General features: G+C 66.3%; 30 protein-coding genes and 4 tRNA genes. 20 read left to right on the top strand and 14 right to left on the bottom strand.

The window, feature by feature from the left end:
* Positions 1-121 precede the first annotated feature (121 nt).
* The 5 genes from ACFVWR_RS13185 to ACFVWR_RS13205 all read left to right on the top strand — a co-directional run bounded on the left by ACFVWR_RS13185 (position 122) and on the right by ACFVWR_RS13205 (position 4,454).
* Entirely contained in the window at positions 122-874 is a 753-nt protein-coding gene (locus tag ACFVWR_RS13185) for an ATP-binding cassette domain-containing protein (protein WP_387212606.1), read from the top strand.
* A complete protein-coding gene (locus ACFVWR_RS13190) occupies positions 871-2,154 on the top strand; it encodes a sugar ABC transporter permease (protein ID WP_387212609.1) in 1,284 nt (427 codons plus the stop codon). Before ACFVWR_RS13185 ends, ACFVWR_RS13190 begins: the two co-directional genes overlap by 4 nt.
* The gene (locus ACFVWR_RS13195; protein WP_387212613.1) at positions 2,151-2,435 is read left to right on the top strand and encodes a hypothetical protein; all 285 of its coding nucleotides are present in this window, start codon (positions 2,151-2,153) and stop codon (positions 2,433-2,435) included. The genes ACFVWR_RS13190 and ACFVWR_RS13195 overlap by 4 nt, the downstream gene beginning before the upstream one ends.
* Before the next feature lie 139 nt (positions 2,436-2,574).
* Positions 2,575-3,885, top strand: a complete 1,311-nt coding sequence (locus ACFVWR_RS13200) for a low temperature requirement protein A (RefSeq protein ID WP_387212616.1) — start codon at positions 2,575-2,577, stop codon at positions 3,883-3,885.
* Positions 3,886-3,935: 50 nt separating this feature from the next.
* Positions 3,936-4,454 (top strand): hypothetical protein, encoded by a 519-nt coding sequence (locus tag ACFVWR_RS13205; protein WP_387212620.1) that lies wholly within the window; start codon positions 3,936-3,938, stop codon positions 4,452-4,454.
* Positions 4,455-4,492: 38 nt separating this feature from the next.
* Here ACFVWR_RS13205 and ACFVWR_RS13210 read toward each other — a convergent pair whose 3' ends face one another.
* A complete protein-coding gene (locus ACFVWR_RS13210; protein ID WP_387212623.1) occupies positions 4,493-5,407 on the bottom strand; it encodes a cupin domain-containing protein in 915 nt (304 codons plus the stop codon).
* Between the two features lie 72 nt (positions 5,408-5,479).
* Between ACFVWR_RS13210 and ACFVWR_RS13215 the strand changes: the two genes are divergently transcribed.
* From ACFVWR_RS13215 to ACFVWR_RS13230, 4 genes are all read left to right on the top strand, one after another.
* Entirely contained in the window at positions 5,480-6,865 is a 1,386-nt protein-coding gene (locus ACFVWR_RS13215) for a dihydrolipoyl dehydrogenase family protein (protein ID WP_387212626.1), read from the top strand.
* A gap of 72 nt (positions 6,866-6,937) precedes the next feature.
* Entirely contained in the window at positions 6,938-7,558 is a 621-nt protein-coding gene (locus tag ACFVWR_RS13220) for a TetR/AcrR family transcriptional regulator (protein ID WP_387212629.1), read from the top strand.
* Between the two features lie 233 nt (positions 7,559-7,791).
* Positions 7,792-8,706, top strand: coding sequence for an NADP-dependent oxidoreductase (locus tag ACFVWR_RS13225; protein ID WP_387212632.1), 915 nt, complete (start codon positions 7,792-7,794; stop codon positions 8,704-8,706).
* A gap of 32 nt (positions 8,707-8,738) precedes the next feature.
* On the top strand, positions 8,739-9,176 hold the full coding sequence (locus ACFVWR_RS13230; protein WP_387212635.1) for a GNAT family N-acetyltransferase: 438 nt from the start codon (positions 8,739-8,741) through the stop codon (positions 9,174-9,176).
* A gap of 66 nt (positions 9,177-9,242) precedes the next feature.
* Here ACFVWR_RS13230 and ACFVWR_RS13235 read toward each other — a convergent pair whose 3' ends face one another.
* Together ACFVWR_RS13235 and ACFVWR_RS13240 are read right to left on the bottom strand one after the other, a co-directional pair.
* Positions 9,243-9,461: a hypothetical protein gene (locus ACFVWR_RS13235; protein WP_387212638.1), complete on the bottom strand. Its 219-nt coding sequence runs from the start codon at positions 9,459-9,461 to the stop codon at positions 9,243-9,245.
* A gap of 11 nt (positions 9,462-9,472) precedes the next feature.
* Positions 9,473-10,630: an FAD-dependent oxidoreductase gene (locus ACFVWR_RS13240; RefSeq protein ID WP_387212641.1), complete on the bottom strand. Its 1,158-nt coding sequence runs from the start codon at positions 10,628-10,630 to the stop codon at positions 9,473-9,475.
* A 127-nt stretch (positions 10,631-10,757) separates the two neighbouring features.
* On the opposite strand from ACFVWR_RS13240, the gene ACFVWR_RS13245 reads away from it, so the two are divergent.
* The 4 genes from ACFVWR_RS13245 to ACFVWR_RS13260 all read left to right on the top strand — a co-directional run bounded on the left by ACFVWR_RS13245 (position 10,758) and on the right by ACFVWR_RS13260 (position 14,477).
* Positions 10,758-11,339, top strand: a complete 582-nt coding sequence (locus ACFVWR_RS13245) for a TetR/AcrR family transcriptional regulator (protein ID WP_387212644.1) — start codon at positions 10,758-10,760, stop codon at positions 11,337-11,339.
* A gap of 230 nt (positions 11,340-11,569) precedes the next feature.
* Positions 11,570-13,540 carry a potassium transporter Kup gene (locus ACFVWR_RS13250; RefSeq protein WP_387212647.1) on the top strand — a complete coding sequence of 657 codons (1,971 nt, stop codon included), beginning with the start codon at positions 11,570-11,572 and terminating at the stop codon, positions 13,538-13,540.
* An 89-nt stretch (positions 13,541-13,629) separates the two neighbouring features.
* Positions 13,630-13,755, top strand: coding sequence for a hypothetical protein (locus ACFVWR_RS13255; RefSeq protein ID WP_387212650.1), 126 nt, complete (start codon positions 13,630-13,632; stop codon positions 13,753-13,755).
* Complete coding sequence (locus ACFVWR_RS13260; RefSeq protein WP_387212653.1) at positions 13,752-14,477, top strand: Type 1 glutamine amidotransferase-like domain-containing protein; 726 nt, start codon at positions 13,752-13,754, stop codon at positions 14,475-14,477. The genes ACFVWR_RS13255 and ACFVWR_RS13260 overlap by 4 nt, the downstream gene beginning before the upstream one ends.
* A gap of 276 nt (positions 14,478-14,753) precedes the next feature.
* On the opposite strand, the gene ACFVWR_RS13265 is transcribed toward ACFVWR_RS13260, so the two are convergent.
* From ACFVWR_RS13265 to ACFVWR_RS13275, 3 genes are all read right to left on the bottom strand, one after another.
* A complete protein-coding gene (locus ACFVWR_RS13265; RefSeq protein ID WP_387212656.1) occupies positions 14,754-14,993 on the bottom strand; it encodes a hypothetical protein in 240 nt (79 codons plus the stop codon).
* Positions 14,994-15,242: 249 nt separating this feature from the next.
* Positions 15,243-15,389 carry a hypothetical protein gene (locus ACFVWR_RS13270; protein ID WP_387212659.1) on the bottom strand — a complete coding sequence of 49 codons (147 nt, stop codon included), beginning with the start codon at positions 15,387-15,389 and terminating at the stop codon, positions 15,243-15,245.
* A 20-nt stretch (positions 15,390-15,409) separates the two neighbouring features.
* Positions 15,410-15,988, bottom strand: a complete 579-nt coding sequence (locus ACFVWR_RS13275; RefSeq protein WP_387212662.1) for a hypothetical protein — start codon at positions 15,986-15,988, stop codon at positions 15,410-15,412.
* 306 nt (positions 15,989-16,294) lie between these two features.
* Here ACFVWR_RS13275 and ACFVWR_RS13280 point away from each other — a divergent pair, with 306 nt between their 5' ends.
* Positions 16,295-16,660, top strand: a complete 366-nt coding sequence (locus ACFVWR_RS13280; RefSeq protein WP_387212665.1) for a GNAT family N-acetyltransferase — start codon at positions 16,295-16,297, stop codon at positions 16,658-16,660.
* A 122-nt stretch (positions 16,661-16,782) separates the two neighbouring features.
* The gene (locus ACFVWR_RS13285) at positions 16,783-17,079 is read left to right on the top strand and encodes a hypothetical protein (protein ID WP_387212668.1); all 297 of its coding nucleotides are present in this window, start codon (positions 16,783-16,785) and stop codon (positions 17,077-17,079) included.
* Positions 17,080-17,197: 118 nt separating this feature from the next.
* Here ACFVWR_RS13285 and ACFVWR_RS13290 read toward each other — a convergent pair whose 3' ends face one another.
* The gene (locus tag ACFVWR_RS13290) at positions 17,198-17,749 is read right to left on the bottom strand and encodes a CGNR zinc finger domain-containing protein (RefSeq protein WP_387212671.1); all 552 of its coding nucleotides are present in this window, start codon (positions 17,747-17,749) and stop codon (positions 17,198-17,200) included.
* 78 nt (positions 17,750-17,827) lie between these two features.
* On the opposite strand from ACFVWR_RS13290, the gene ACFVWR_RS13295 reads away from it, so the two are divergent.
* Both ACFVWR_RS13295 and ACFVWR_RS13300 read left to right on the top strand, forming a co-directional pair.
* The gene (locus ACFVWR_RS13295; RefSeq protein ID WP_387212674.1) at positions 17,828-18,208 is read left to right on the top strand and encodes a carboxymuconolactone decarboxylase family protein; all 381 of its coding nucleotides are present in this window, start codon (positions 17,828-17,830) and stop codon (positions 18,206-18,208) included.
* A 5-nt stretch (positions 18,209-18,213) separates the two neighbouring features.
* Entirely contained in the window at positions 18,214-19,098 is an 885-nt protein-coding gene (locus tag ACFVWR_RS13300) for a hypothetical protein (RefSeq protein WP_387212677.1), read from the top strand.
* 422 nt (positions 19,099-19,520) lie between these two features.
* On the opposite strand, the gene ACFVWR_RS13305 is transcribed toward ACFVWR_RS13300, so the two are convergent.
* From ACFVWR_RS13305 to ACFVWR_RS13315, 3 genes are all read right to left on the bottom strand, one after another.
* Positions 19,521-19,595: transfer RNA gene (locus ACFVWR_RS13305), tRNA-Val, on the bottom strand.
* A 20-nt stretch (positions 19,596-19,615) separates the two neighbouring features.
* Positions 19,616-19,689 (bottom strand) — tRNA-Cys (locus ACFVWR_RS13310).
* Positions 19,690-19,742: 53 nt separating this feature from the next.
* A tRNA-Gly gene (locus ACFVWR_RS13315) sits at positions 19,743-19,814 on the bottom strand.
* Positions 19,815-19,977: 163 nt separating this feature from the next.
* On the opposite strand from ACFVWR_RS13315, the gene ACFVWR_RS13320 reads away from it, so the two are divergent.
* The 3 genes from ACFVWR_RS13320 to ACFVWR_RS13330 all read left to right on the top strand — a co-directional run bounded on the left by ACFVWR_RS13320 (position 19,978) and on the right by ACFVWR_RS13330 (position 21,134).
* Positions 19,978-20,050: transfer RNA gene (locus tag ACFVWR_RS13320), tRNA-Val, on the top strand.
* Positions 20,051-20,113: 63 nt separating this feature from the next.
* On the top strand, positions 20,114-20,740 hold the full coding sequence (locus tag ACFVWR_RS13325) for a hypothetical protein (RefSeq protein ID WP_387212680.1): 627 nt from the start codon (positions 20,114-20,116) through the stop codon (positions 20,738-20,740).
* Positions 20,741-20,798: 58 nt separating this feature from the next.
* On the top strand, positions 20,799-21,134 hold the full coding sequence (locus ACFVWR_RS13330; protein ID WP_387212683.1) for a hypothetical protein: 336 nt from the start codon (positions 20,799-20,801) through the stop codon (positions 21,132-21,134).
* A 32-nt stretch (positions 21,135-21,166) separates the two neighbouring features.
* Here the strand turns inward: ACFVWR_RS13330 and ACFVWR_RS13335 are convergent, their stop codons facing one another.
* The 4 genes from ACFVWR_RS13335 to zapE form a co-directional block, all read right to left on the bottom strand.
* Positions 21,167-21,529, bottom strand: coding sequence for a type II toxin-antitoxin system PemK/MazF family toxin (locus tag ACFVWR_RS13335; protein WP_387212686.1), 363 nt, complete (start codon positions 21,527-21,529; stop codon positions 21,167-21,169).
* Between the two features lie 19 nt (positions 21,530-21,548).
* A complete protein-coding gene (locus ACFVWR_RS13340) occupies positions 21,549-22,889 on the bottom strand; it encodes an ammonium transporter (RefSeq protein WP_387212689.1) in 1,341 nt (446 codons plus the stop codon).
* 102 nt (positions 22,890-22,991) lie between these two features.
* Positions 22,992-24,275 (bottom strand): ammonium transporter, encoded by a 1,284-nt coding sequence (locus ACFVWR_RS13345; protein WP_387212692.1) that lies wholly within the window; start codon positions 24,273-24,275, stop codon positions 22,992-22,994.
* Between the two features lie 211 nt (positions 24,276-24,486).
* Positions 24,487-25,569: a cell division protein ZapE gene (gene zapE, locus ACFVWR_RS13350; RefSeq protein ID WP_387212695.1), complete on the bottom strand. Its 1,083-nt coding sequence runs from the start codon at positions 25,567-25,569 to the stop codon at positions 24,487-24,489.
* Between the last annotated feature and the right edge of the window lie 66 nt (positions 25,570-25,635).

The raw sequence follows: 25,635 nt of genomic DNA on the forward strand, positions 1-25,635 counted from the left end.
CCCCGGGATCCGACGCGGAGCCCTTCTCGTGGACCGTCGGACGCTCTGCGCTCCGGCCGCATCCCCCACAGGACAACGACGCCCTGCACCTCCACGGGCGTCCGACATCAAGGAACCTGGCATGAATTCGCCCATCATCGAACTATCCGACGTCAAGAAGAGCTTCGGACCGGTCAGCGTCCTCAAAGGCGTCTCCCTCAGCGTGTATCCGGGCAAAGTGACCGCTCTCGTCGGCGACAACGGCGCGGGGAAGTCCACGCTGATCAAAGGCCTCGCCGGAGTGCAGCCCTACGACGAGGGCGAGGTGAGGGTCGACGGCGAGGTCGTCGCACTCCACAATCCGCGTGAGGCCGCCCGGCTCGGTATCGAGGTCGTCTACCAGGACCTCGCGCTCTGCGACAACCTGGACATCGTGCAGAACATGTTCCTCGGCCGCGAGGAACTCTCGGGCGGCACTTTCGACGAGGGGAGGATGGAGCGCGAGGCGTCGGAGACGTTGCGCTCGTTGTCGGTGCGCACGGTCAAGTCGGTCAGGCAGAAGGTCTCCTCGCTGTCGGGCGGCCAACGGCAGACCGTCGCGATCGCACGATCGGTGCTGAAGTCCGCCCGCGTCGTCATCCTCGACGAACCGACGGCCGCACTCGGCGTCGCGCAGACGGAGCAGGTGCTCTCCCTCGTCAAACGCCTGGCGGAGCGGAACGTCGGTGTGCTCATGATCAGCCACAACCTCGTCGACGTCTTCCAGGTCGCCGACTACATCAACGTGCTCTACCTCGGCCAGATGGTCGCATCCGTGGAGACCGCGAAGACGACCCGCGACGACGTCGTCGGTTACATCACAGGCAGCAAGACCTACACAGGAGCGAACCAGTGAGCGCCGTCGAGGAATCAGAGACCCCCGCCCCGCAGGCCCTCGCCCCCGAGCTCATCGGCAGCGGGCAGGAGGGTTCGCTCCGCGACCAGGCGACCGCCTACCTGCAGCGCCTGCGCAACGGCGACATGGGCGCTCTTCCTGCGATCGCCGGCTTCGTCGTTTTGAGCATCCTGTTCACGCTGTTGAGCCCGTACTTCTTGACCGAGCGCAACTTCGCCAACCTGCTGACCCAGGCGGCGACCCTCGTGATGCTCGCGATGGCGCTCGTGTTCGTGATCCTGCTCGGCGAGATCGACCTGTCGGCCGGCGTCACCTCCGGCGTCGCGATGTCGTTGTTCGTCGTGCTCTCCGATCCCGGCGGGCTCGCCATGAACTGGATCGTCGCCCTCATCGTCTCGCTGCTCTCTGGTGTCGTCATCGGACTGTTCATCGGCTTCTTCGTGGCCAGGGTGGGCATCCCGTCGTTCGTGGTGACGCTGGGTCTCTTCCTCGGCTTCCAGGGGGTGCAGCTGATCATCATCGGCAACGGCGGGCTGTACCGCATCCAGCAGGCGGAGATCCTCGCGATCCAGAACAGCAACCTCCCCACCTGGGGCGGCTGGGTGATGCTGGTCATCATGCTGCTCGTGTCAGCGGCGACGTCGTTCTTCGACCGCCGTCGCCGCACCCGCGCGGGCGTGCCGAACCGCACGATCGCCCTGGTGTGGGCGCGGCTCGCGGCGATCGCGATCTTCGGCGGCGTCGTGGTGGCCCTCCTCAATCAGGACCGCGGCACCGGCTTCCTCCCGGTCTCCGGGGTGCCCATCGTGGTTCCGATCACGCTCGCGATCCTCTGGATGGGCACGTTCGTGCTCGACAGAACGCGGTTCGGCCGGTACATCTATGCGATCGGCGGGAACGCCGAGGCCGCCCGCCGAGCCGGCGTCAAGGTCATCGCCATCAAGTGGGCAGCCTTCGCCGTCTGCTCCACCCTCGCCGTCGTCTCGGGCGTCTTCAGCGCCAGCAAGGTGGGGTCGGTGGATGCGGCGTTCGGCCGTGACATCGTGCTGAGCGGTATCGCTGCTGCGGTCGTGGGCGGGGTGAGCCTCTTCGGTGGCCGCGGGCGCCTGCTTCACGCTGCGATCGGTGCACTGGTGATCGCGGTGATCACGAACGGGCTCGGCCTGCTCAACCTCCCCGGCGGCGTGAACTTCCTCGTCACCGGTGGAGTGCTGATCCTCGCCGCGACCGTGGACGCCCTGTCCCGGCGCCGGGCGGGCGGTTCCCTCATCCGGCAATGATGGTTCCTCTCCCCCACCGCACAATGATGCTCGACGTCGCCGTGCTCGACGGCGACATCGAGGTCAGCTTGGAGTACATCGGTCGCGCCACTTGGTCGGTCGTCGCCGACGGACGATACGCCGGCATCATCAGGGAATGGGGCAATGCGTATCAGGCGCGTTCCCCCGGCGATGAAACCCTGGGAGGTGCAGAGAGGGAGGAGTGGACCGTCGCGCTCCATCTCCTGCTGATGGAGGCCGATGTCGGGGTCGCCGTCTCCGGGAGGGCCGTGTTCCGCTAGGGGGAGCGCCTCCGGTGGTCGTGGTTGACCTTCGCTGCCCGTTTTCTCCAATAATGAACTGTTGCACCGCCGCGATGAGCGAGGAGGCCGCGATGCCGTGGAAACCGGGACACACCGTGGAGTGCGCGAGGAGGAGCGCGTGAGCGAGTTCGGTTCGCAACTGCGGCTGGAACTGCGGCACCGCATCCGCCCGATGGCCGGTCGGGATCCTGCTGAGCGCGGCCGCACCACCACCCCGTTGGAGCTGCTGTACGACCTGACCTACGTGGTCGCATTCGCCGCGGCCGCCGATCAGTTGGCCGAGCAGCTCGGCCACGGGGTGATCTGGCCGGCCCTCGGTGCGTACGTGTTCGCGGTCTGGGCGGTCAGCTGGGCGTGGCTCAACTTCACCTGGTTCGCCTCCGCCTACGGCAACGACGACGTGCTGTTCCGGGTGGCGACGATCGTTCAGATGATCGGTGTCATCGTGCTCACCTATGGCTTGCCGGTGAGCTTCGAGGCCGCCGCGCACGGGGAGAGCCCGAACAATCTGCTCATGGTGATCGGATATGTGATCATGCGCGTGCCACTCATCGTGCTCTGGCTGCGTGCCGCCTCGGAAGACCCGGACCATCGCCGAAACGCGATCTCCTATGTGCTCATCATCTCCGCGGCGCAACTGGGCTGGCTGCTGACGGCGGTCATCCCGCTCGCCGCCGGTGTCACCGTCGTCTGCCTCGTCGTTCTCGCGCTCGCCGAGATGGTCGCGCCGGTGATCGCGACGGAACGATACGGCTTCTCCCCGTGGAACCCCGGGCACGTCGCGGAGAGGTTCGCACTGCTCACTCTGATCACCATCGGTGAGGTGATCGCGGGCACGACATCGGCGGTCGGCACCCTCACCCAGGAGAGCGGATGGTCGGTCGAGGCGGTGCTGATCGCTTCGTCGGGCCTCGTGATCGCGGCGGCGGTGTGGTGGACGTACTTCCTCGTGCCGTCACGGCTCGTGCTCGAAGAGAAGCCGGAACGCACCTTCGGCTGGCGGTACGCGCACCTGGCGCTGTTCGGGTCGATCGCGGCGATCGGCGCCGGGCTGCACCTGACCACGATCGCGATGGAAAAGGGCGGCGTCTCCCTGCTCGGCATCGCGCTTGCGCTCACCGTGCCGCTCGCGACCACCATCGCGATCATCTTCCTGGTGTGGAGCGTGCTGATGCGCTCCTTCGACCTGTCCCACCTGCCCCTGCTCCTCGTCACCTTCGCGCCACTTGTCGCGGCCGTCGTGGTGGGCGCCGCATCGCATCCGGGGGAACCGCTCGACTTGGAGACCCCCGGCTCGCTGACCGCGCTCAGCGCCGTCACCGGGCTCGTGGCCCTGGGCGCGGTGATCGAAGTCGTCGGGCACGAACTGCTCGGCTACCGGCACACCCTGCGCGCCTGGCAGAAGGGGACCGCGGAGGCTAGCGTGTGACGCCGCTCGGACGATTCGCGACCTGACGGGACCCTGGGTACGCTCAACCCGTGCGACAGCCAAACAGAGACGAGACGACGGCCCTCCGTCTTCAGGTCGGAGGCTCGACCCGCAGGGAGCTGCGAGCGGCGCTGCGGTCGAACGACGTGATGCTGAACGCCTACGCCGAAACCCTGCTGGATCATCCCGTGTTCGACCTCCGAGAGCCAGAGGTCGTGCGCATCGTCGAGTGCTCCGTCGCTGAATTGGAGCTCAGCGTCGGAGCGACACTGCCGGAGGTGTTCTCTGCTGCGCGGGAACACGGCCTGGAGCTGACCCCGCCCGACACCGGTCCCTACCTGCGGCTCGCATTGGCGTCCCAGGCGAACGCTCCGGATTCCGTGCTTTCAGCCGGCAGGTCGCCCGCGGGCGCGCTGAAGGTCGCCTCGGCGCCGCTGACCGTCGACCCGAGCTTCCCCAAAGGGTTCTATCTGCGCGTCGTCGATGGAACGCCGTGGCTGCGTGGATTCCGCTGCGACGACGAGTACCGATTCTCACCCGACGACAGGTTCGCGTTCCAGCTGCCCTGAGTGCGCTCGCTCTTCGGCCGCTCGGCCGATCGTTCGCCTCACTCCGCCTGGGACCTGCGAAAGCGGGCAGGGGTCTCGCCGATCTCGGCGCGGAAAGCGCGGGCGAACGCCGACTCCGAACGGAACCCGACGGCGGCGGCGATCGCGGCGACGGAGAGATCCGTCGCCATCAGCTGGTCCGCCGCCGTCATGAGGCGCGCACGCCCCAGAAAACGCCCGAAGGTCATGCCTGTCGCGGCTTGGAAATGCCGGATGAACGTCGCGCGCGACATGGACGATCGCCGACTCAACCGGTCGATCGACCAGTCGGCGCCTGGGTCGTCGAGGATGAGGCGCACGATCTCGCTCATCCTCGGCTCGCTGACGGCGGTCCAGAGGAGAGAGTTCGCCCCTCCGCGGGCGGGCGTGCGCAGGACAAGCGCCATCAGCACCGTGCAGAAAGCCGACATGATCGCGGCCGAGCCGGCGCCGTCGTGCGTGGCCTCCGACCGCATCAGGGAGCTGAGTCCGGTCAGGAGGTCGCGTCCGTCTTGCGAGCGGAACAGTGACACGTGGGTCGGAGTCGGAAGTGAGGCGAACAGCATCGCGCCGGCCCCAGCCCCGACCGTGTAGTGCCCGCAGAACAGGTCGATCACCGGATGCCCGCCGCCGTCACTGCTCGTCAGCGCGAAGGTCTGGCCCTGGCGCTCCGTGGTCGGTCGCACCGCACCGACGCCATCGGTGATCACGCGGTGACCGCTTCCCGAGGGGATCACCACCACGTCTCCGGCGCGCATCGTGATCAGAACGCCCCCGACCTCGAGCTGGCACTCCCCCTCCAGCAGCACGTGGAACGGCACTTCGCGTTCACCCATGGCGTCGACCTCCATCCTGGTGGAGGCAGCCAACAGGCAGCGCTTGTCGAGGGTGGCGTCGAGACGGGCCATCCTGAGCAATCGGCTGATGTCGTCCATCTGAGACTTTCAGGCTATTTGTTGCGACCGGATGCACTATTCGTATCACGACGCTCGCCGCAAACTCAAGATATGAACACCACCACAGCTCTCACCGCCGACGTTCTCGTGATCGGTTTCGGCAAGGGCGGCAAGACCGCCGCGCACGCGCTGACAGACGCCGGCCAACGCGTCATCCTCGTCGAGCAGTCCGACCAGATGTACGGCGGCACCTGCCCCAACGTCGGTTGCGTGCCGACGAAGATGCTCGTCCACTACTCCAACTCCAAGCGGCTGGAAGACGAAGCGCAAGAGTTCTTCGCGAACTCGATCGAAGGCGTCCGCGCGCTCACCAGCGCATTCCGGGCCGGAAACCTCGCATCCTTGGACGGCAAGGACACCGCCACCGTCATCACGGGCGCCGGGCGTTTCGTCGACGAGCACACCGTCTCGATCGGTGAAGGCGACGACCGCATCACGGTCACCGCACCGACCATCCTGATCAACACCGGCTCCGAGCCGATCGTGCCCGATCTCGAGGGCGTCAGCACGAGCGCGTACCAGGTGAGCAGCACCGACCTGATCCACGCCGAGCGTCTCCCCCGCCACCTTGCGATCATCGGAGGCGGATACCTGGGCCTGGAGTTCGCGTCGATCTACCGGCACTTCGGTGCCCAGGTCACTGTTCTGGAGGTGGCGGACCGCCTCCTGCCGAGGGAAGACGACGACGTCGCCGAGGTCGCGACCGGCATCCTCGCGGGCGACGGCATCCGGATCATCACCGGCGCCACCGTCACGTCGGTCGCCGACAGCGCTTCGAACGCGGTCGTCAGCTACGTCAAAGACGGCGAGAACCACACGGTCGAGGCGGATGCCTTCCTCGCTGCCACAGGCCGCCGGCCCGCCACCGGCTCGCTCGACCTCGCGGCCGCCGGCGTGGAGACGACCCCGCGCGGCGCCGTCATCGTCGACGAGCACCTGAGAACAAGCCGGTCGCACATCTTCGCGCTGGGAGATGTGAACGGCGGACCACAGTTCACCTATGTCTCACTTGACGACGCCCGCATCGTGATCGACCAGTTGCTGGGCGACGGCACACGTGTCACCAGCGACCGGGTGGCGGTTCCGCGGACCCTGTTCATCACTCCGCCACTCGCGACGGTCGGCCTGACCGAGCGCGAGGCACGGAATCAGAGCTTGAACATCCGGGTGGCCCGCGAAAACGTCGCGGACATCATCGCGATGCCCCGCGCTTACACGGTGGAGGAGACCCGCGGCGTGATGAAGTTCATCCTCGACGCCGACACCGACCTCATCCTGGGAGCAGCGATCCTCAGCATCGACGCGCAGGAGATCATCAACACGGTGGCCCTCGCCATGCGCCAGGGCGTCACCGCGACGACCCTCAAGAACGCGATCTACACCCACCCGAGCTCGACCGAGGCGCTGAACGAAGTGCTCGGCGTGATCGTCGGGTAGTGACCGGATGCTGTCGTCGCCCACCAGAAGCGGAAGACCCTGACGCCTCCCACGTACTATGAGGAGGTGTCCATGACCGCCGATACGCCGACCAAGCGCCTGACCGCGCGCGGCGCGAAGACGCGAGAGCGGATCGTCGATGCCGCGGCCGACCTGATGTACGTTCGTGGCATCGGAGCGACGACACTCGACGATGTGCTCGCGGCGAGCGGTGCGAGCAAGTCGCAGCTCTACCGTCACTTCGCCAACAAGGACGAGGTGGTCCGTGCGGTCATCGTGCGGATGGGTGAGCACGTCATCCAGCGAGAGCAGAACGCACTGGGCCGCGTATCGACGATGGCCGGTCTGCGGCGCTGGCGGGATGCGCTCGTGCAGAACAACGCGCTGCGGCACGGTGCATACGGCTGCGCGCTCGGGTCGTTCGCATCCGAAGTCGCCGATCACGATGACATCGCCCGCGCGACCCTGCAGGCGCTGTTCTCCGAATGGAACACGCTGCTCACCGCCGCTTTGAAGAGGCTCCAGGAGAACGGCGCCCTCCCCCAGGATGCCCCCGTCGACGAGCTCGCCACTGGCCTGTTGGGCGCACTCCAGGGCGGTTACCTGCTGGCGCAGACCGCCCACGACGTGACGCCGATGGCGACCTCGATCGACATGGCCCTCGCGCACATCCAGGGTCTGTCGGCCCGCTGACCGCTACCGTCTCGCGTCCGTTCACGCTGGGATTCAGCGAGGACGGCGCCATTCCGCTACCCCCACAGGGGACCGTTCAGTCCACAACGCACGTCATTCGCGAGACTTCATATAACTGAACTGGACTCAATCGTCCAGAAAACGGGTTAGTCTATTCCCTGACTCGACCATCCGGTCGAGACTGAGAAGTACGAGGCCGCGCTTCCGCGGTCGAAGGTGCAAGGAGATGCCCGATGAAGGCGATAGTCGTGACCGATCAGGCCGAGGGAACGGCCGGCATGAGGCTGGTGGAGCATCCTGACCCCCGGCCGGCCATCAATGACGTCATCGTCGAGGTGCGTGCTGCCGCCTCTGTGCCCACGGAGGTGGACTGGCCGTCCACCTGGGCCGACCGCGCGGGCAAAGACCGATCGCCCGCCGTCCTCGGTCACGACGTGGCCGGGATCGTGTCGGCGCTCGGCTACGGCACAACAGGCCTCACCATCGGACAACGCGTGTTCGGCATCACCGACTGGCATCGCGACGGAACGCTGGCCGAGTACGTCGCCGTCGAGTCCCGCAACCTCGCGCCTCTGCCCGGGGATGTGGAGTTCACCGTCGGTGCCAGCCTTCCGATCTCGGGTCTCACCGCGTGGCAGGGCCTGTTCCAGCATGGCCACCTGCGGTCCGGCCAGACGGTGCTCGCGCACGGTGCCGCCGGAGCGGTCGGCTCGATGGTCACGCAGCTCGCCCGCGAAGCCGGCGCCTACGTCATCGGCACCGGGCGCGCCGCGGACCGCGAGAAGGCGCTCGAGTACGGCGCGAACGAGTTCGTCGATCTCGAGCACGACGACCTCGAAGACGTCGGCGGCGTGGACCTGGTGTTCGATGTCATCGGCGGTGCGATCCAGGAGCGGTCGGCCCTGCTGATCCGCTCGGGCGGCACGCTCGTCACCGTCACAGGGCTGGGCGATGTGCGACCGGAGGGCCTCTCGGTCGACTTCGTCGTCGAGTCGGTGCCGACGCAGCTCACCGAGATCGTGGAGCGCGTCCGCGACGGTCGTCTCCGCACGAACATCGACGAAGTCGCCACCCTCGACGACGCCGTCACCGCACTCAACCCGACCCAGCGACGCAAGGGCAAGACCATCATCAGCGTCCGCTCCTGACGAGACCGTCGAACACAGCGAAGGAAGCAGCCATGGCCACCACAGACTTCGAATACCCCGACGAGGCCGGATACCCTGACGGCGTCGGCACCTTGACGCAGGACCAGGTCGTCCTCATCGACGAGGTGCGAGACGACCACTCCCCCTCGATCACCTTCTTCGTCGCCGACAAGGACAAGATCTCCACATACGAGGCCATCTCCGGTGACACCGTGATCGGCGGCCTGACCTACAACGTCGCAAGCGAGAACCGACGCGTTCTCGTGGCGGCCGCGGTGTTCCCCGAGTACCGCGGACAGGGCGTCGCCACGGAACTGATCCGCCAGGCCCTCGACGATGTGCGCACGCGCGGCACCACGGTCACCATCCTCTGCCCGATCGTCTGGGCCTTCATCGACCGGAACCCCGGCTACACGGATGTCGTCGATACGCAGTTCCCGGGCCTGCGCAAAGCCCGTCGGGAGAAGTAGCGAGATGAACAGGAAAAGGCCGAGCGATCCACCCCACTTCCCGGTGATGGAGTCGAGTTCACGAGTCTATTGAACAAGGCGCGCGGCGAGTTCGAGCGCATCGCGACTCTCGACGGAGCCGGAGCGGCCACCTGCCCCGCGCACTCGCTCGTCGCCTGCGTCTGCTGGGACGTGCAACAACTGGAGCGCGCGTAAGAACCGTCTTTCATGGGTCGACACCGCCCAGCTCGCGATGGTGGGCATCGCCCTGCCGACAACGCTGTTGTCGAGGACGGAGAGCAGCATGATCGGCGGCATCAATCCTCGTCCGCGTCGCCGTTGTCGTTGTCGTTTCCGAGTTCCCAAGCACGCCCGTCGAGGAGCATCTCGGCGCCGCCGTCGAGCATCTGCGCGATCTCGGACGAGCGCGGAATCATGGTCGCTTCATATGCGGTCACAGCCTCGTCGATCGTCGATGCTGCAGCGATCGCGAGCGCGAGCTCGGATGCGTCGAGCATGGCGAGGTTGACGCCGACCCCGAGTGGCGGCATGAGATGTGCAGCATCCCCGAGCAGCGCGATATTCGGGGAGTGCTCCCAGCTCAGCGGAACCGGGAGGGCGAACAGCGGCCGGTCGACGTAAGCGCCGTCGTTGTCGGTGATGAGGCGCAGCAGGGCTGGCGACCAGTGCGCGAACTGCGCCGTCAGGTGCGCGCGGATCCCATCGGAGCTGTCGGGCCGCAGCCCGGCGTCCGCGATCCAGTCGACCGAGGCACGCTGAATGACGTAGACGCGCATGTGGCCACCGCTGTTGCGCTGGGCGAACAGGGCGCGGTCCCCGTCCGAGGCGGTGGCGCTGCCGGCGCCCACGAGTTCGGCCAGCACGGGGTGTCGGGTGTCCATCTCGTTGAACCAGGCCTCGAGGAAGGTGGCGCCCGTGTAGATGGGCGTTGCGGTTGATATCGCGGCCCTCACCCGAGAGTTTGCGCCATCGGCGCCGATGACGAGATCCGACTCAACCGTGGTGCCGTCACCGAAGGTCAAGATGCGCGGGCTGGTGTCATCGCCGCTCACCGAGAGCAGCTTGTGCCCCCAGCGGATGGTGCCGGGCTGGAGGGACTTCAGGAGGAGCTCGCGCAGTTGGCCGCGGTCGATCTCCGGCGAGACCGCTTCATCCGCGTCAGGAATGTGATGCGATACGACCTGCCCATCCGGCTTCAGCATGCGCATTTCCTGACCCTCGAAGCGCGCCAGGGCGAAGAACTCGTCGATCAGACCGGCTTCGCGCAACGCGAGCTGACCGTCGTCGTCATGCAGGTCCAGGGAGCCGCCCTGGTTTCGGGAGCCGGCGTCGGTGTCTCGATCGTAAACAGTGACTGCGATGCCGTGCTGCTGCAAAATGCGCGCGCAGGTCAGCCCGCCAGGGCCGGCGCCGATGATGCTGATACGTGCGGTGGAGAGGGTTGGAGTGTTCATAGCCTGTTCTGCAGTCGGCGATGAGAACGCATCCCGGGCGGGACCCGTTCTTCGCACATCCATGGTGACACGATTTCTGGAGTTACTCCAATCTTGTAGTTGTTAAATGAATCTGTATGCTGGGAGCATGGTCGATGAACGCACCTCTGGCCGCCGCGAGCGCAAGCGCGCGGCCACCCGTCAAGCCATCAGCGATGCGGCTTTGGAACTTTTTCTTGCCCGAGGCTTCGACAGCGTGAGCGTGAACGAGGTCGCTCAGAAGGCCGACGTGGCAACCGCAACGCTGTTCAACCACTTTCCGAACAAAGAGTCCCTTCTATTCGACCGCGACGACACCTTCGACATCCGACTGGCGGAAGCGGTACGTGGGCGTCCGACCGGCATGACCATTCTCCAAGCCCTTCGCGAGCGTGCGCTTGCGGTCTGGGTGCCGCTCGCCCGTGACCCGAAACTCGCGGCGCGCAGGCAACTCATTGCCGGCACGCCGGCGCTGCGTGCTTACGATGAGCGCTCCTGGCTTCAGCACTCCGACGCTCTGGCGGCAGTGATCGCAGCGGAACTCGGACGGCCACTCGACGATCTCGCTTGTGTGACGCTCGCTCGATACTTTCTGGACATCGCCATCCTCACCGCCGACCGCGAGGACGTGGAGGGCGCCGTGCGAATTGTGTTCGACATGCTCGAGCACGGCTGGAACCTCGAAGGCTGACGCCCGCGCATCGCGGAATGTACGTGGATGTCGCGTAACCACTACAGAAGTGCGTAGAACTCAAGGTTGCCGCCGCCAAGCGGCCAAGGCGGGCGGCGCCCATGTGTCGACGAGGCTTATGTCAACTCGCCGTGTACTCGTGCGATGCGGGCCGAATGCAGGCCAGACAGGGGTAACGTTGCGAAAATGCAAGGTAGCTGGTTTCGCCGCCCGTGGCGCAGCAGGGTCGCATGACCCGGTCGATTTCGACCCGGCAGGTTAGCGGCGGTTCGGGACACAGAAATCAGCCGCGCATCCCCAGAGTTGCCGGGCACACGAGAGGGCCGCTCGTAGCGGTCGCGATCGCTGCACTCGGCGTGGTCTTCGGCGACATCGGAACGAGTCCGTTGTACGCGCTGAAGACGGTCTTCCTGCTCGACGGCGGCGCTGTGCGCGCGAACGAGACCGACGTGTTCGGGGTCATCTCGCTGATGTTCTGGAGCATCACGATCGTCGTGTCGATCAAGTACGTGGGTATCCTGATGCGCGCGGACAACGACGGCGAGGGCGGCGTGATGGCGTTGGCCGCGCTCGCGCAGCGGCTGTACTCCAAACGCGCCGGCAAGGCCGGGATCCTCCTCGTCATCGGCATCGTGGGGGTCTCCCTTTTCTATGGCGACTCGATCATCACGCCGGCGATCAGTGTCCTCTCAGCCGTCGAGGGACTCGAGGTCACCGTGCCTTCGATCTCGCACTTGGTCATCCCGATCGCAGCGGTGATCCTGATCGGCCTGTTCGTCGTGCAGCGCTTCGGGACGGGCAAGGTGGGCGGTCTCTTCGGCCCGGTCATGGTGCTGTGGTTCGTGGTCCTTGCCGCCGCAGGCCTTGCCATGGTGATCCAGTATCCGTCGGTGCTGCTCGGTCTCTCGCCGACCTACGCGGTCGTCTTCATCGTCTCGCATCCCTCGATTTCGTTCATCGCGCTTGGCGCGGTGGTGCTCGTGATCACAGGAGCGGAAGCCCTGTACGCCGACATGGGGCACTTCGGGCGCTCTCCGATCCGTCGGGCGTGGTTCTTCCTCGTCTTCCCGGCGCTCACCATCAATTACCTCGGGCAGGCCGCTCTGATCCTGCATGATCCCGCGGCCAAGGCCAATCCGTTCTTCCTACTCATCCCGGAATGGGGACGGCTCCCTATGGTCATCCTGGCGACGGCGGCCACCGTGATCGCCAGCCAGGCGGTCATCTCCGGAGCCTTCTCGTTGTCCCGGCAGGCAGTGCAGCTCGGCGTGCTGCCTCCGCTTACCATCCGACAGACGTCGAAGCGCGAGGGCGGTCAGATCTACATGCCGGCCGTCAATGCCCTGCTGTTCATCGGGGTTATGACCGTGATGCTGGCGTTCGGCTCATCCGAACGACTGTCGACGGCCTACGGTATCTCTGTCACCGGCGCCCTCGTCGTGGACACGCTTCTGCTCGTGCTCGTCGCCCGTCCGCTCTGGAACTGGGGACGGTGGAAGATCGCGGCCGCCGCTGTCGCGTTCGGCGGCCTCGAACTGGCGTTCCTCGCCGGCAACCTCTCGAAGATCGTGAACGGCGGCTGGGTGCCTCTGCTCATCGCCGCGGCGGTCATCACCGTCATGACGACGTGGCACCGCGGGCGGCAGCTCGTTCAGAACGACAGGAAGAAGAAGGAGGGTTCGCTCGCGCAGTTCATCGAGGACGTGCGCGTGCAGAACCTGCCACGGGTGCCTGGGGTCGCCATTTTCCCGCATCCGAACAAGGACAGCACCCCGCTCGCTCTGCGCGCGAATGTGAAGCACAACCACGTTCTGCATGAGCATGTCATCATCGTGTCGGTGGCCACGGCGCCGGTGCCGCACGTGCCGCCGTCCGAGGCGTTCACTTACGACGATCTCGGTTACGCCGACGACGGCATCGAGCACCTGGCGATCCGTTTCGGCTTTTCGGACAAGCCGGACATCCCGCGGGCGCTCCGCGCTGCGTGTCATGCCGGAGCTCTCCCCCTCAATGCCGGCGACTTCAAGAACGCCTCGTACTTCATCTCCCGCGGTGCGATCCGTACGACGAAGAACAAGGGCATGGTTCGATGGCGGCGTTCGTTGTTCGTCGCCCTTGCTCACAACGCGGCCGATCCTGCCGCCCGCTTCGGACTGCCGGCCCTCCGCACGGTCACGATGGGCAGTGACGTCGAGATCTGACGCAGCAGCTGCTCAGGGTGCCGTTCGTCGTAGTCTGACCCGCGGCTGCGTCGCCTGTCGATATTGAGACACCGGGGTAGCCTCTTCGGATGACGTTCGATGCGAACGACGCGGGCTCCGGCGTCGATGGGATCCGCCGCGAGCTCCTCACTTGGGACCAGTTCGGCGGTGCGGCACCATCGCTTGCCGTGGCAGCTGGGGATGATGCCGCGTGAGCGTGCACCTCATCGGCGGCGGCGCGACCACGGCTGTGGACGCCCCGCTCTACGCGCCGTTCGTCGCCGAAGCGGCGCAGCGAGCGGGACAGGCGGGACGCGAGCGGCCGCGCGTCGCCGTGATCTCGCTGCACCCCGAGGCCGAGGAGAAGGCGGAGGCGCTTGGCGAGCTCCTGGCCGAGGCCGGAACGGGACTCGCGATCGAGGTGCACCGAACCGCAGGGCGGCACGGCGAGGCGATCGGGCTCGGCGCGATCGCCGACGTCGATGGCATCGCGGTGGGCGGCGGCGTCGTCGAGGACGTGCGCGCCGGGCTCGAGCCGCTGTTCAGCGAGTTGCGCCGGCTGGTCGCCGGCGGCGTGCCCTTCCTCGGCGTCTCGGCCGGTGCGATGATCGCGGCGGAGGGCTCGCTCGGCGGCGGCTCGCGCATCGGCGGGGTGGTCGTCTCACCTGAGGACTCCGGCGAAGCGGGCGACGAGCTGGAGATCGAGGCCGGCATCGGCCTCGTCGACATGGCCATCGAGGTGCACGTGGCCCAGCGCGGCATGCTGTCCCGACTTGTCGTCGCCGTCGAATCCGGACTGGTCGCGGGCGGCCTCGGCATCGACGAGCGCACGGCCCTGATCGTGGGAGATGGCGAGCTCCGGGTCGAGGGCAAAGGCAGCGTCTGGCGGGTGCTGCCAACCGAGGGCGGCGTCCTGGTCTCCACGATCGGCACTTGAGGGCGCCATCGATCCCTCGCATCCGTAGGACCGCAGTCCGAATGCCCATCCGCTTACGGAACGTTCTCGATCCGTACCCTCGACGACGGCCGTGCCCTCTTCGCCCTGGCCGGTGAACGCCGGTTTGGTAGCGGACGCCCGATAGCATCGTCTCGAACCGCGACGAAGGGGGGAGTCCGTCATGGAATCCAAGCTGCGACCGAGAGTGATGCTGTGGTGGGGCATCGGCCCGACCGTCGCCGGAGTGCTGTTGACCGTGCTGGTGCCGCAGATCGGCTACGCCGACTGATTCACATCCGTGTGGTCCCATATGAAGGCGGTCACCTTGCTGCCGAAGCGGACACCAAGGCGTTTGCCGCCGTTGCCGTCCGGTCCGTAGTAGACCACCTCGTACCCGAAGTACTCCGGGCTCGCCGGCGTGGACACCGGCGCACCGAGCCCCCAGGTCACGACGATCTTGTCGGGCTGCTCCTCGACGAGCACTGAGGTCGCGATTCGGGGGTAGGCGTCAATCATGCGCTCAGACTAGGACTCACCATCGTCGTTCGCACCTGGCTCCGGGATGCTCGGCGCCCGTACGAGTCGTTGACCAGTTGTTCCAGTTCGCCGTCGATCTCCGCGTCGAGCTTGTGTGATTCGCAGACCCCAGGCCACGCGCCGTCCTCGTGTTGGGTCTCATGTGGTCACTTCGGTCACGGTAGCAAGAAGGGCGGCAACGCGGAATGCGCTGCCGCCCTTCATCAGCTGGTGAGGAGAGTCATCTCGTCAGGTATGGCTGCCGTTCAGTTGCTCGCGCTGCTCGCGGTACCGCCTGGTGAACCGTCGGTAGGCCCAAACGAGGCCGACAACCAACGCAGCGATGATGATGGCTCCGACCACGAAAAGCAAATTCCATAGCGTCACAGGTCCCATGATTCCTCCTCAGTTCGAACTTACGCGGACCAGCTCTCATTCGCGACTCCACCGCTGACGGTGGCCTGCAGCCAGAACACCGTCTGGTACGGGATTGCGCACATGGACGCCGAGACCTCCAGGCGCGCGACGTTGTAGGCGGGCTTGCCCAAGTACTTCTGACTGGACCCGCACGCGCCACCGATCGACCAGGAGCCGCCGTAGACGTTGGTGACCGTGTTGGTGGATGCGTTGTAGCTCATCAGGAAGCCCATGCTGACGACGCCAACCCACATGTCAGCCTGACAGTTGTTTCGCATGTTGCCGCTGACCGTGCAACCGTGAACCGCGTCCATCGGCTGGATGGTCCCGGGTGTGATCACGCGAGGAACCTGCGCACGCGTGACGGCAACCGAGCCGTCTGCGTAGTGCTTGACCGTCTCGTCGAAGCCGGCGACGCGCTGCGTCTGAGAGCTCACCGGCGCGGACTCGCTCGAAAACGAGTCCCACTTGCCCCCGTTCTCGTACTCAGCGATGAGCGTGTCGATCGTGCCCTGATCGACTCCGTACTTCGCCAAGAAGTCCGACGCCGACCCGGTCACGCCGGACACCGTTTGCACGGACGCGTTATCGACATCGACCGGGCTCGCTGTTTGCGCAGGCATAGCCCGCCCCGACCACGACGAGTGCCGCACTTGCAGCAGTTGCGAACGCCCCCAATAGCGCTCGCGACTTGAGTGATTTCATCCCTAGTTTCCTTCCCCAACATGAGTGGAACCGAGCCTCCGGGAGGAGGTCTCTATAAGGGGATGTCCGGCAGAGCCCATGGGGTTCCCACGAATCGAGATCTCTTCGTCCCGACACGGGTAGGGCCACGATGGTGCGTGCTCGCTTCTCGGACTGACCTCACCCGATACGCTGCAGCCATGTCCGAGGAGATTCGCGTCCACGTTGCAGGTTCCCTCTCCGAGGAGGACTTCACCGCTATCGAGCAGCTGCTTCCGCAGCTGTCGTCGAGCGCGACGTTCGACCGCGACCGCGTCACGTCGATGCTCGATCATGACGGCACCGACCTCATCGTCGCCCGCGAGGGCGGCCAGCTCGTTGGTATGGCGACGCTCGCGTCGTTCCCTTTGCCGACGGGCATGCGTGGTCACCTCGACGATGTGGTCGTCGACCAGGACCTGCGAGGCCGTGGCATCGCTCGGCTGCTGCTCGAGGCGGTGATCGAGCTCGCTCGCGAGCGAAAGCTGCGGACCCTCGATCTGACGTCGCGTCCGAGCCGCGGGTAGGCGATCCGCCTCTACGAGTCGGTGGGCTTCCAGCGGCGCGACTCGATGCTGATGCGGTACGCTGGCGAGCTTTCGTAACGAGCCATCGGGACAGCGCCGTCCGCTCCTGCGAAGATGTGAGCATGACGAGCGATGAGCAGCAGCACGCGGCCGCCGCCCTCCGAGATTGGGCGCGCGGCTCAACGACTCTCGTCGCCGCGACCGAGCTTCTGATCCGGAGCGGCTTCGCGCAGGAGTGGCGTCCTTGGGTGCACTTCGACGAGTTTTACGACTTGCTTCAGGCCGACGACCAGTATGAGCTGGAAGGTACAGCGATCGCCGCGCGAGAGATTATCGAGCGATGCGACAACGATAGGATGCGCGAGATCAACCTCGGACTCGTATGGGCAGAGGCTGACGACGAACACCTGAATGAGTAGCGCTTCAGTTTTGCCTACGCAGAACGATCGCGATCCAGTACCCCGAGCGGACCTGTTGGCGATCGGCTTACGGGCACTCGATCCCGCCTCGGACGTTCTGACGGTGGCGCCCCGGTAATCACTCGGCGGATGTCTCTGCTTGTCGTGCGCGGAGGGCGCGCACGCGCCCGCGGCTGGCGCAGGAGGGAGACGGGCACCAATGGCGTCGACCGGAAGTGTCTAGGAATACCCACCTGCAATCCGTCTCGGCGCACTCCTTCAAGAGCGCTCGATCGGGGCCATGCACAGTAACGAGCGCTTGCATGGCGATGACCGCCAGGGCGGCTTGCACGGGGGTTCGGCGATCTCGGAGCATCCCCGAAAGAGACAGCACCGCCGTCGACGTCGCGATGCGGTCAATGTATTCGGCCGCCGCGACCGGTGGGTCGACTTCGGCGATCGACGCCATCGCAACCTCGCGGAGCGCTTCGCGCAACGACACGATCTCTTCAAGCTCTGCCGCCGTCACGGCCGAGGCGGGCGAAAAGCCGGCGAGGGTCAGCCAGAGACCTGCTGCCTCGGGGGTGGCCAGGCGTTCAACGGGGCGAGGCCCGAAACTGCGTCCTTTCGTGGCGAGCAGATTCAACCAGGTCGCTCCTCCGTCGAAACGGAACTCCGCTGTGCTTCCCATATTGACACTGTAACGCTTAAACCGTTACAAAGGGGAGATCATCGACGCGAGGAGATACTGATGGGCTCAAGTTTTGACATGGCTGCAGGCCGTGCGCGGCTAGCGGAGCTGCAGGACGACGCCACGACGGCCGGCTGGCGAAGCACGGTGGATGCTGCCGCTCCGGGATTCGACGAGTGGATCGTGGGCGCGGTCTTCGGGGGCACCTACCAGCGCGACGGTCTGGCGTCACGGGATCGGCAGCTGTTGATCATCGGGGCGCTGACAGCCCTCGGTGGCGTCGAGCCCCAACTGAACGGCCACTTCCAGACATCTCTGCGCATCGGGATGACACGCGATGAGATCAGTGAATCGCTCGTCCATCTCGTTCCCTATGTCGGGCTGCCGAGGGTAATGGCGGCGCTTCGTCTGCTGCCGCCAACGAATGCCACGGCCTTTGGCGAGGGTTCTGCCGGTTGAGGAACGTGATTCGCACGGTGCTCGGCAGTCTCGACCCGTCCGCAGCAGGGATCGTCGACTCTCACGACCACCTGTTCCTCTCCACTCCACTGCTGCCCGGTGACGAGCTGGACGACGCCGCTGCCGCGACCGACGACCTGCGGGGCTTTGCGCAGCAAGGTGGAGGCACCCTCATTCAATGGACTCCCCGCGGCCTTAAACGAGGGCTCGACGCGCTTCGCCGCATCAGCGAGTCAACCGGCGTCCACATCGTCGCGGCAACCGGGAGGCACCGGAGGGCGCTCTATCCCCGTCACGCTCCCGGTGCCGACCTCGATCCGAACCAGCTCGCGGACGCATTCATTCGCGACCTCGTCAACAACGATTGCGGCCTGATCAAGGTCGGCGTCAGCTACGAGGAAATCACCCCGGACGAGGTCGACGCTTTATACGCCGCCGCAGTCGCCCACCATGCCACGAGCGCCCCCATCGCGGTCCATCTGGAACAGGGGTCAGCGGCCGACCTGGTCCTCGACCGCCTGTTCGCGGAGAACGTTCCCGCGCGTTCGATCATCCTCGGGCACGTAGCGAAAAACCCGGATCCAGACGGAATTGCCAATACAGCACAAGCGGGCACCTGGCTCTGCCTCGACGCCCCGTCGCCTCGGAACCGGATCACCACCGACCAACTCGCGCGCATCGCCGGAAGGCTCGTCGATCAGGGTCATTCGTCGCAACTGCTGCTCGGCGCGGACACCACCACCGCCGGAAGTCGCACGGCCCCGCGCCAATACGGTCCGTCCGGGCTCCTCACTGATGTAATGCCCCAGCTGACCGAGGCTCTCGGAACCGACAAGATGACCGAAATCATGGTCACAAACCCCGCCCTCGCCTGGAGCGTACCCCTGTGACCAGTACCGGCGCGGGAGTGAGCTACATCCGCTGCTGAACCGCCATGATTCCATTGACCGGCCAGCGCCGCACGGTAGACGATCCCTCAGTGGGCATCTCGGCGTCGGGCGACGATTGCGGCTGGAGGGCGCTGGCCGGTGACGTAGGATTCGACCATCTCGAAGCCGGTCACGCTCAGTTCAGCGCTGAGGTCATCCACGGGCCATCTGTATGCGGGCGCGACCGCATGAGCGAATTCCTCGACGACCGGGCCTGTGACGAACCCCACAAGCAGTTAGCAAAAGGGCCGGAGCTGTCGCAAACTGACCTTCGCCTAGAAGTTACCCAATCGGGTACCCCACGCTGACCCCACGATGCAGCGCATCCGCCGAAAACGGAGGCCAGAAACGCAAGAAACCCCCGGTTTTCCGGGGGTTTCATGTGGTGGGCGATACTGGGATCGAACCAGTGACCTCTTCCGTGTCAGGGAAGCGCGCTACCGCTGCGCCAATCGCCCAGACCTGAGTTGCCTCAGGCTGGAGGTGGATACGGGATTCGAACCCGTGTATACGGCTTTGCAGGCCGCTGCCTCGCCTCTCGGCCAATCCACCGTACGGGTTCACCACCGTAATGAGAAGCCCGATCTCACGACCGGGCCGACTCGAGCGGATGACGAGATTCGAACTCGCGACCCTAACCTTGGCAAGGTTATGCGCTACCACTGCGCCACATCCGCATTTCGTTCCGCATCGCTGCGGCACTTGAATGACTGTAGCCGATCTTTTCGCCGATCACCAAACCGGATGACGCCACCGGGTGTGTCGTGCGCTCGATGTGCGTCCAGGGTGTTTCGTCGGCTAGTATCGAGACTCGCAGCCGGGAAACTTGGCAGCACTTCAGGGCGATTGGCGCAGTTGGTAGCGCGCTTCCTTCACACGGAAGAGGTCATCGGTTCGAGTCCGGTATCGCCCACCGAAAGATGACGCCGAGCCGATGAAACCAAGCGGTGCCGCCGCGCCCGCTAGAGTCGGTCGGGTGAAGCGAACCGTACCGATCGTCCTGCTTATGGCGCTGCTCGACCTGACGGGGTGTACGGCTCCACTCACCACCGGGCCGCACACAGCAGCAACGCACGCGACGACCACGGACGCGACGCCGACGGCCCCCGCGTCCACGACCGTCGCGGAAGGCCTCCTGACCAGTTGCGACGCCCTCTACTCCCCCGAGTTGCAGAAGTTCGTCTCACCGGACGGATCGCTCGTCCTGAACCCGGCTTGGAAGTCCGGGGCGGGCACGATTTGGAGCCCCGACGGAGGTTACGGCTCCCATGACCCGACGATCTCGGCCCTGCTGTCGGCCGACCCCGGTCTGGTCTGCGACTGGGCGCCGGCGACGGGCCCGTCCGCGCAATTCCTCACCACGCAGGTGAGGCACGCCGACCAGACGGTTCGAGACGCCGCCCTGGCCCGAGCGAAGGCGCTGGGCGCGGTCTGCACGCCATATCGCGGCGGCGACTGGTGCGTCACCAACGTCCCCGACGGAAACGGCGCCCTCGTCGGAGAGTCGCAGTTCTTCCGGGGCGGCGTCTGGCTGGCGTCCGACTGGTACGACGCCGGCCCCGACCAGTACACCGACAAGATGATCACGACCCTGTTCGGATGACCGACGCTCCGTAGCCGGACGCGTTTTCCGGATGCGGTTCGCAAGTGAGGAGGAACGGATGCGGACACGACTGCAGATGCTCGTTGTCGCGGGCACCATCATCGTCGTCATCTGCGGCGCCGTCGTCTTCTTCGTGCAGGTGCACGCCGCGACAGCCGATTGGTGGCCGGGGGCGATCCCCACCCGTGTTCAATACGAGGGACGAAACTTCACCTGCCTCAGCGGCGGGCGCAAGCTAGCTGCGACCCGCGACGACCTGATGGGGCTGGAGGCGCGCGGACACACCATCGGGGGCGGCACGATCTACGCGCCTCCCGGCCTCACACTCCCCCTCGGGATCGTCGTAGCGTCAGGCGACGAGCTGCGTCAGTGCTCCCTCAGCGGCGGACCGTGACCAGCGCCCCTGCGCCTTCCGTGGGTGCCCGGTCAGCGCCAGCCGTATCGGGCGCCGAGCGCAGCCCGCACCGCTTCGAAGCGGCGGGCGTCGAGTGCTGCCGCCTCGCGGCGCATCCCCGACTGGTGCACCCGGAACACCCGGTCGAGCACGGCGTAGCTGGGGCGCCGCTGTGCGTCCCAGGCGCCGGTGCCGACCGGCACATACTCCGGCCGGCCGGGATGCTCCTGGCTGGTCAGCTGCACGGCGAGCACGCTGCTCCCGGGCTCTGACGCGACAACGAGCACGGGCCTGTCCTTGCCCCGGCCGTCACGCTCCTCGTACGGCACCCAGGTCCAGATGATCTCGCCCGGGTCGGCGTCGCCATCGGTGCTCGGGGAGTACGCGGTCGTCACCTTGCCGATTCGTCCGGGGTCAACCTCGACCGTCGCCTCCGGGCCGCTCCGTCCCGGTGACAGGTCCGGTGGGCGCACCGTCGGCGCCGTCGACGGCCGTGTGAGGTTCTTCGTGTTCGGACGGAACACGTCGGCCGGAGCGCGCAGAAATCTCATCGGTGATGCCACGATCGGCACCATACCCGACGCGGGCGAGGCCGATGCTGAAGCGCAGCGCCAGCGCGATGCCCGACGACACCGCGAACGAGTAGAGCGCTACGCCGAACCCGGCGATCGCCTGGCCGACGAACAGGTCGAAGTTTCCGCTGTCGATCATGCCGCCGCCGGTGGCGAACAGTCCGACGAAGAGCAGACCGACAAGACTCGCCACGATGTGGACGACCCCGATCATCATCGGAACGCCGAAACGGGCGCGGGCGGCCACATCCACCATGGAGGCGCAAGCGAGCGCGGCCAGCACGCCGAGGATGAGCGCCCATCCTGGTGCCACGACTCCCGAACCCGGAGTGATCGCCACCAGGCCAGAGACGGCGCCGCAGAGGGCGCTGGTGATGGTCGGCCGGCGCAGCATCACCCTGTCCACCACCACCCAGGCGAGAACGCCCCCGGCCGATGCGACGAGGGTGTTGATCCAGATCAGCCCGGTGTACGCGTCGACGGCTCCCTCGGAGCCGACCGTGATACCGAACCAGCCGAACCAGACCAGCGCTCCCCCGATGGACGACAGGGGCAGGCTCTGGGTGCCGGCCGGCGGATGACTGCGCCGTCCGCAGGCCAGGATGACCCCAGCGGCCGCGCTCCCCGCCGCCAGTGACACCGGCAGTGCGCCGCCGAAGTCGATGACCCGCAGACCGGCGACGGCCCATCCGTCGTTCAGCGCGAACACGGCGAAGAACGCGGGGAAGAGCACCAGCACCGACCAGAGCGCGACGAAGACCATCCAGGCGCGCAGGGTCACCCGCGACGCGACAGCGGCACCGAGGATGGCGACGGCGACAGCGCTGAGCACGATCAGGTACGCCGCCTGTGCCAAGGGATACGGATCTCCCGCGGATTTCGCCAGCGCTGAGCCAAGACCCCAGTCAGGACGCCCCACGACGCCGGGGATGAGCGCCGGGCCGACCATCATCCCGTAGCCGCCGACCAGCGCGAGCAGCACCACCACGGCGGCCCCGGAGACGGCCGCTCGAAACGCTGCGATGGCTCCGGCCCGCCCCGACATCCCACCGTAGAAGAACGGGACCCCGACGACCACGGCGAAAGCGAAGGTGGCGCACACGAGCAGGAGCAGCGCATCCACCTGCCGGCTCGAAGCCGTCGATGCAACCAAGGCGATGGCGTCGGGCCGCCACGAGACCATCGGCCGTCCTCCTTCTCGCCGTGTGCTGCGTTCACCCTAGCGCCACGCGAAACGGGGCGCCGCCCGAAGGCGACACCCCGTTCTGCTGCTGTGTGAAATGGATCAGACGGTGTCGAGCGCGTAGCCCTCTTCGCCGTGCACCGTGGTGTCGACGCCGGCCAGCTCGTCCTCGTTCTTGATGCGGAACCCCATCGTCTTCTGGATGATCCAGCCGATGACGAAGGTCAGCACGAACGAGTAGATCAGCACGGCGAAGGCGCCGAGGGCCTGGGCCCCGAGCTGCTTGAAGCTGCCCGTGTCGATGAGGCCGATGCCGGTGCCGAAGATACCGATGTAGAGGGTACCGATGATGCCGCCGACGAGGTGGATGCCCACCACATCGAGCGAGTCGTCGAAGCCGAGCTTGAACTTGAGGTCGACAGCCAGGGCGCAGACCGCACCGGCGATGAGACCGAGCACGATGGCCCAGAACGGCGTCAGGATGTTACAGGCCGGGGTGATCGCGACCAGACCCGCGACGGCGCCGGATGCTGCGCCGATCGAGGTCGGCTTGCCGTCGCGGAGCTTCTCGATGACCAGCCAGCCGATGGTCGCTGCGGCCGGAGCGGCCAACGTGTTGATCCAGGCGAGGGCCGCAATACCGTCGACCGCAGCCTCGGAACCGGCGTTGAACCCGAACCATCCGAACCACAGGAGCGCGGCGCCAAGGAGCGTGAGGGGGACGTTGTGCGGCTTCGCCATGCCCTTCTGGAACCCGATGCGCTTGCCGAGCACGAGTGCCAGGGCGAGGCCCGCAGCACCGGCGTTGATGTGCACCGCCGTTCCACCGGCGAAGTCGTTGACGCCCAATCCGAAGACGATCCAGCCGCCGTCGGTCAGCCCCTTGTCACCGAGGGTGAAGTTGAACACCCAGCTCGCGACCGGGAAGTAGACGACCGTGACCCAGATCGCCGAGAAGACCATCCAGGCGCCGAACTTGGCGCGGTCGGCGATCGCACCCGAGATCAGGGCGACGGTGATGATCGCGAACGTGGCCTGGAAACCGGCGAACGCGAGCATGTTCATGTCGGGCCCGCCGTTGTCGGCGGTCAGGAGCGGGATGAGCCCGGCGTTCGTGAACGGGTTGCCGAGCACGTGCGGGATCAGCCAGTCGTCACCGGACGTGAACGACATGGAGTACCCGTAGAGCACCCAGAGCACTCCGACGACCGCGATCGCGCCGAAGCTCATCATCATCATGCTGACGACGCTCTTGGCCCGCACCATTCCTCCGTAGAAGAAGGCGACGCCGGGCGTCATGAGCAGAACAAGCGCGGCGGCGACGAGCAGCCACAGGGTGTTCACCGACACCGTCGTAGCGGCTTCAGCTGCTGTGTGTAGCAACATACGAATGGTCTACCTCTCTCGTGAGTGCACAAAATGTCCCCGCTCGACCTCGGGTTCACGAGCGCTTCGGGGTGTCGCCAGTTTTACCGGGAGAGGTTTCGGTCGAGCGATGCTCGTGTTTCGCGAGTGTTACGGGTCGACGGTGGATGTAAACATCGTGTTTCGTGCAGCGGCGAATGCGGTCGGAGCGTCCGGGCCCGCCGGCCGCCCGCTACTCGTCGTGTGGGGGAAGTTCGCCCGTGGTCAGCGCGATCATGCGGGACACCGAGCGCAGGTACTTCTTGCGGTAGCCGCCGCCGAGCATCTCCTCGTCGAACACCTCGTTGAGCGGCACGCCCGTCTGGATGATCGGTATCTCGGCGTCGTAGACGCGGTCGATGAAGGCGACCAGGCGCAGAGCCGCCATCTGGTCGTGGAGGATGTGCACGTCGGTGAGCCCGATGACGTCGACGCCGTCGAGCAGCTTGATGTACTTCGACGGGTGGACCGTCGCCAGGTGCGCGATCAGGTCGCCGAAGTCGTCGGAGCTCACGGCGGTTCCGCGCGCGGCGAGCGCCGCCGTCGTCTCGTCGAACGCCTCCCGCTCGATCGTGACCGCGCGCCCCTCGGTGTCGCGGCGCCGGTAGTCGAGCCCATCGATGCGAACGGTCTCGAACCGGTCGGACAGCGCCTGGATCTCGCGCAGGAAGTCACTCGCGGCGAAGCGCCCCTCGCCGAGCGCGTTCGGTGGGGTGTTCGACGTGGCGGCGATGCGGGTTCCCGAGGCGACGAGTTCGCCGAGCATCCTCGTCATCATCATGGTGTCGCCGGGGTCGTCGAGCTCGAACTCGTCGATGCAGATCAACGCCGATCCGCGCAGCAGGTTCACGGCGCCCGCGTATCCCAGTGCGCCGACCAGGGCGGTGTACTCGATGAAGGTGCCGAAATACTTGGGGCCGGGAGCCTCGTGCCAGAGGGACGCGAGCAGGTGGGTCTTACCGACGCCGAATCCGCCGTCGAGGTAGACGCCCGGCTTGGTCTCCGCCTTCTTGCGGTTGCGGCTGAACAGCCCGGCCGGGCGCTGCGGCTCCCACGATTTGACGAAGGTCTTCAGAATGCTAACCGCCTCGGACTGCGACGGATAGTCGTGGTCGGGGCGGTAGGACTCGAACGTCGCGTGCGCGAACTGCGATGGCGGAACGAGCGACTCCGCGATCTCCGCTCCGGTGATGTCGGGAGTGCGATCGGCCAGGCGCACCAGGGCGCTGGTGTCGGCCGTCGCCTCGGCTGCGGTCGCTTCGGGGTCGAACGTCATGAAACTGCACCTTTGATCGGGGGCGTGACTGTGTCGAAGTCTTACAGCGACCGTTTACACCGCGTT

The sequence above is a fragment of the Leifsonia sp. NPDC058292 genome, assembly GCF_042880955.1.
Classification (GTDB): domain Bacteria; phylum Actinomycetota; class Actinomycetes; order Actinomycetales; family Microbacteriaceae; genus Leifsonia.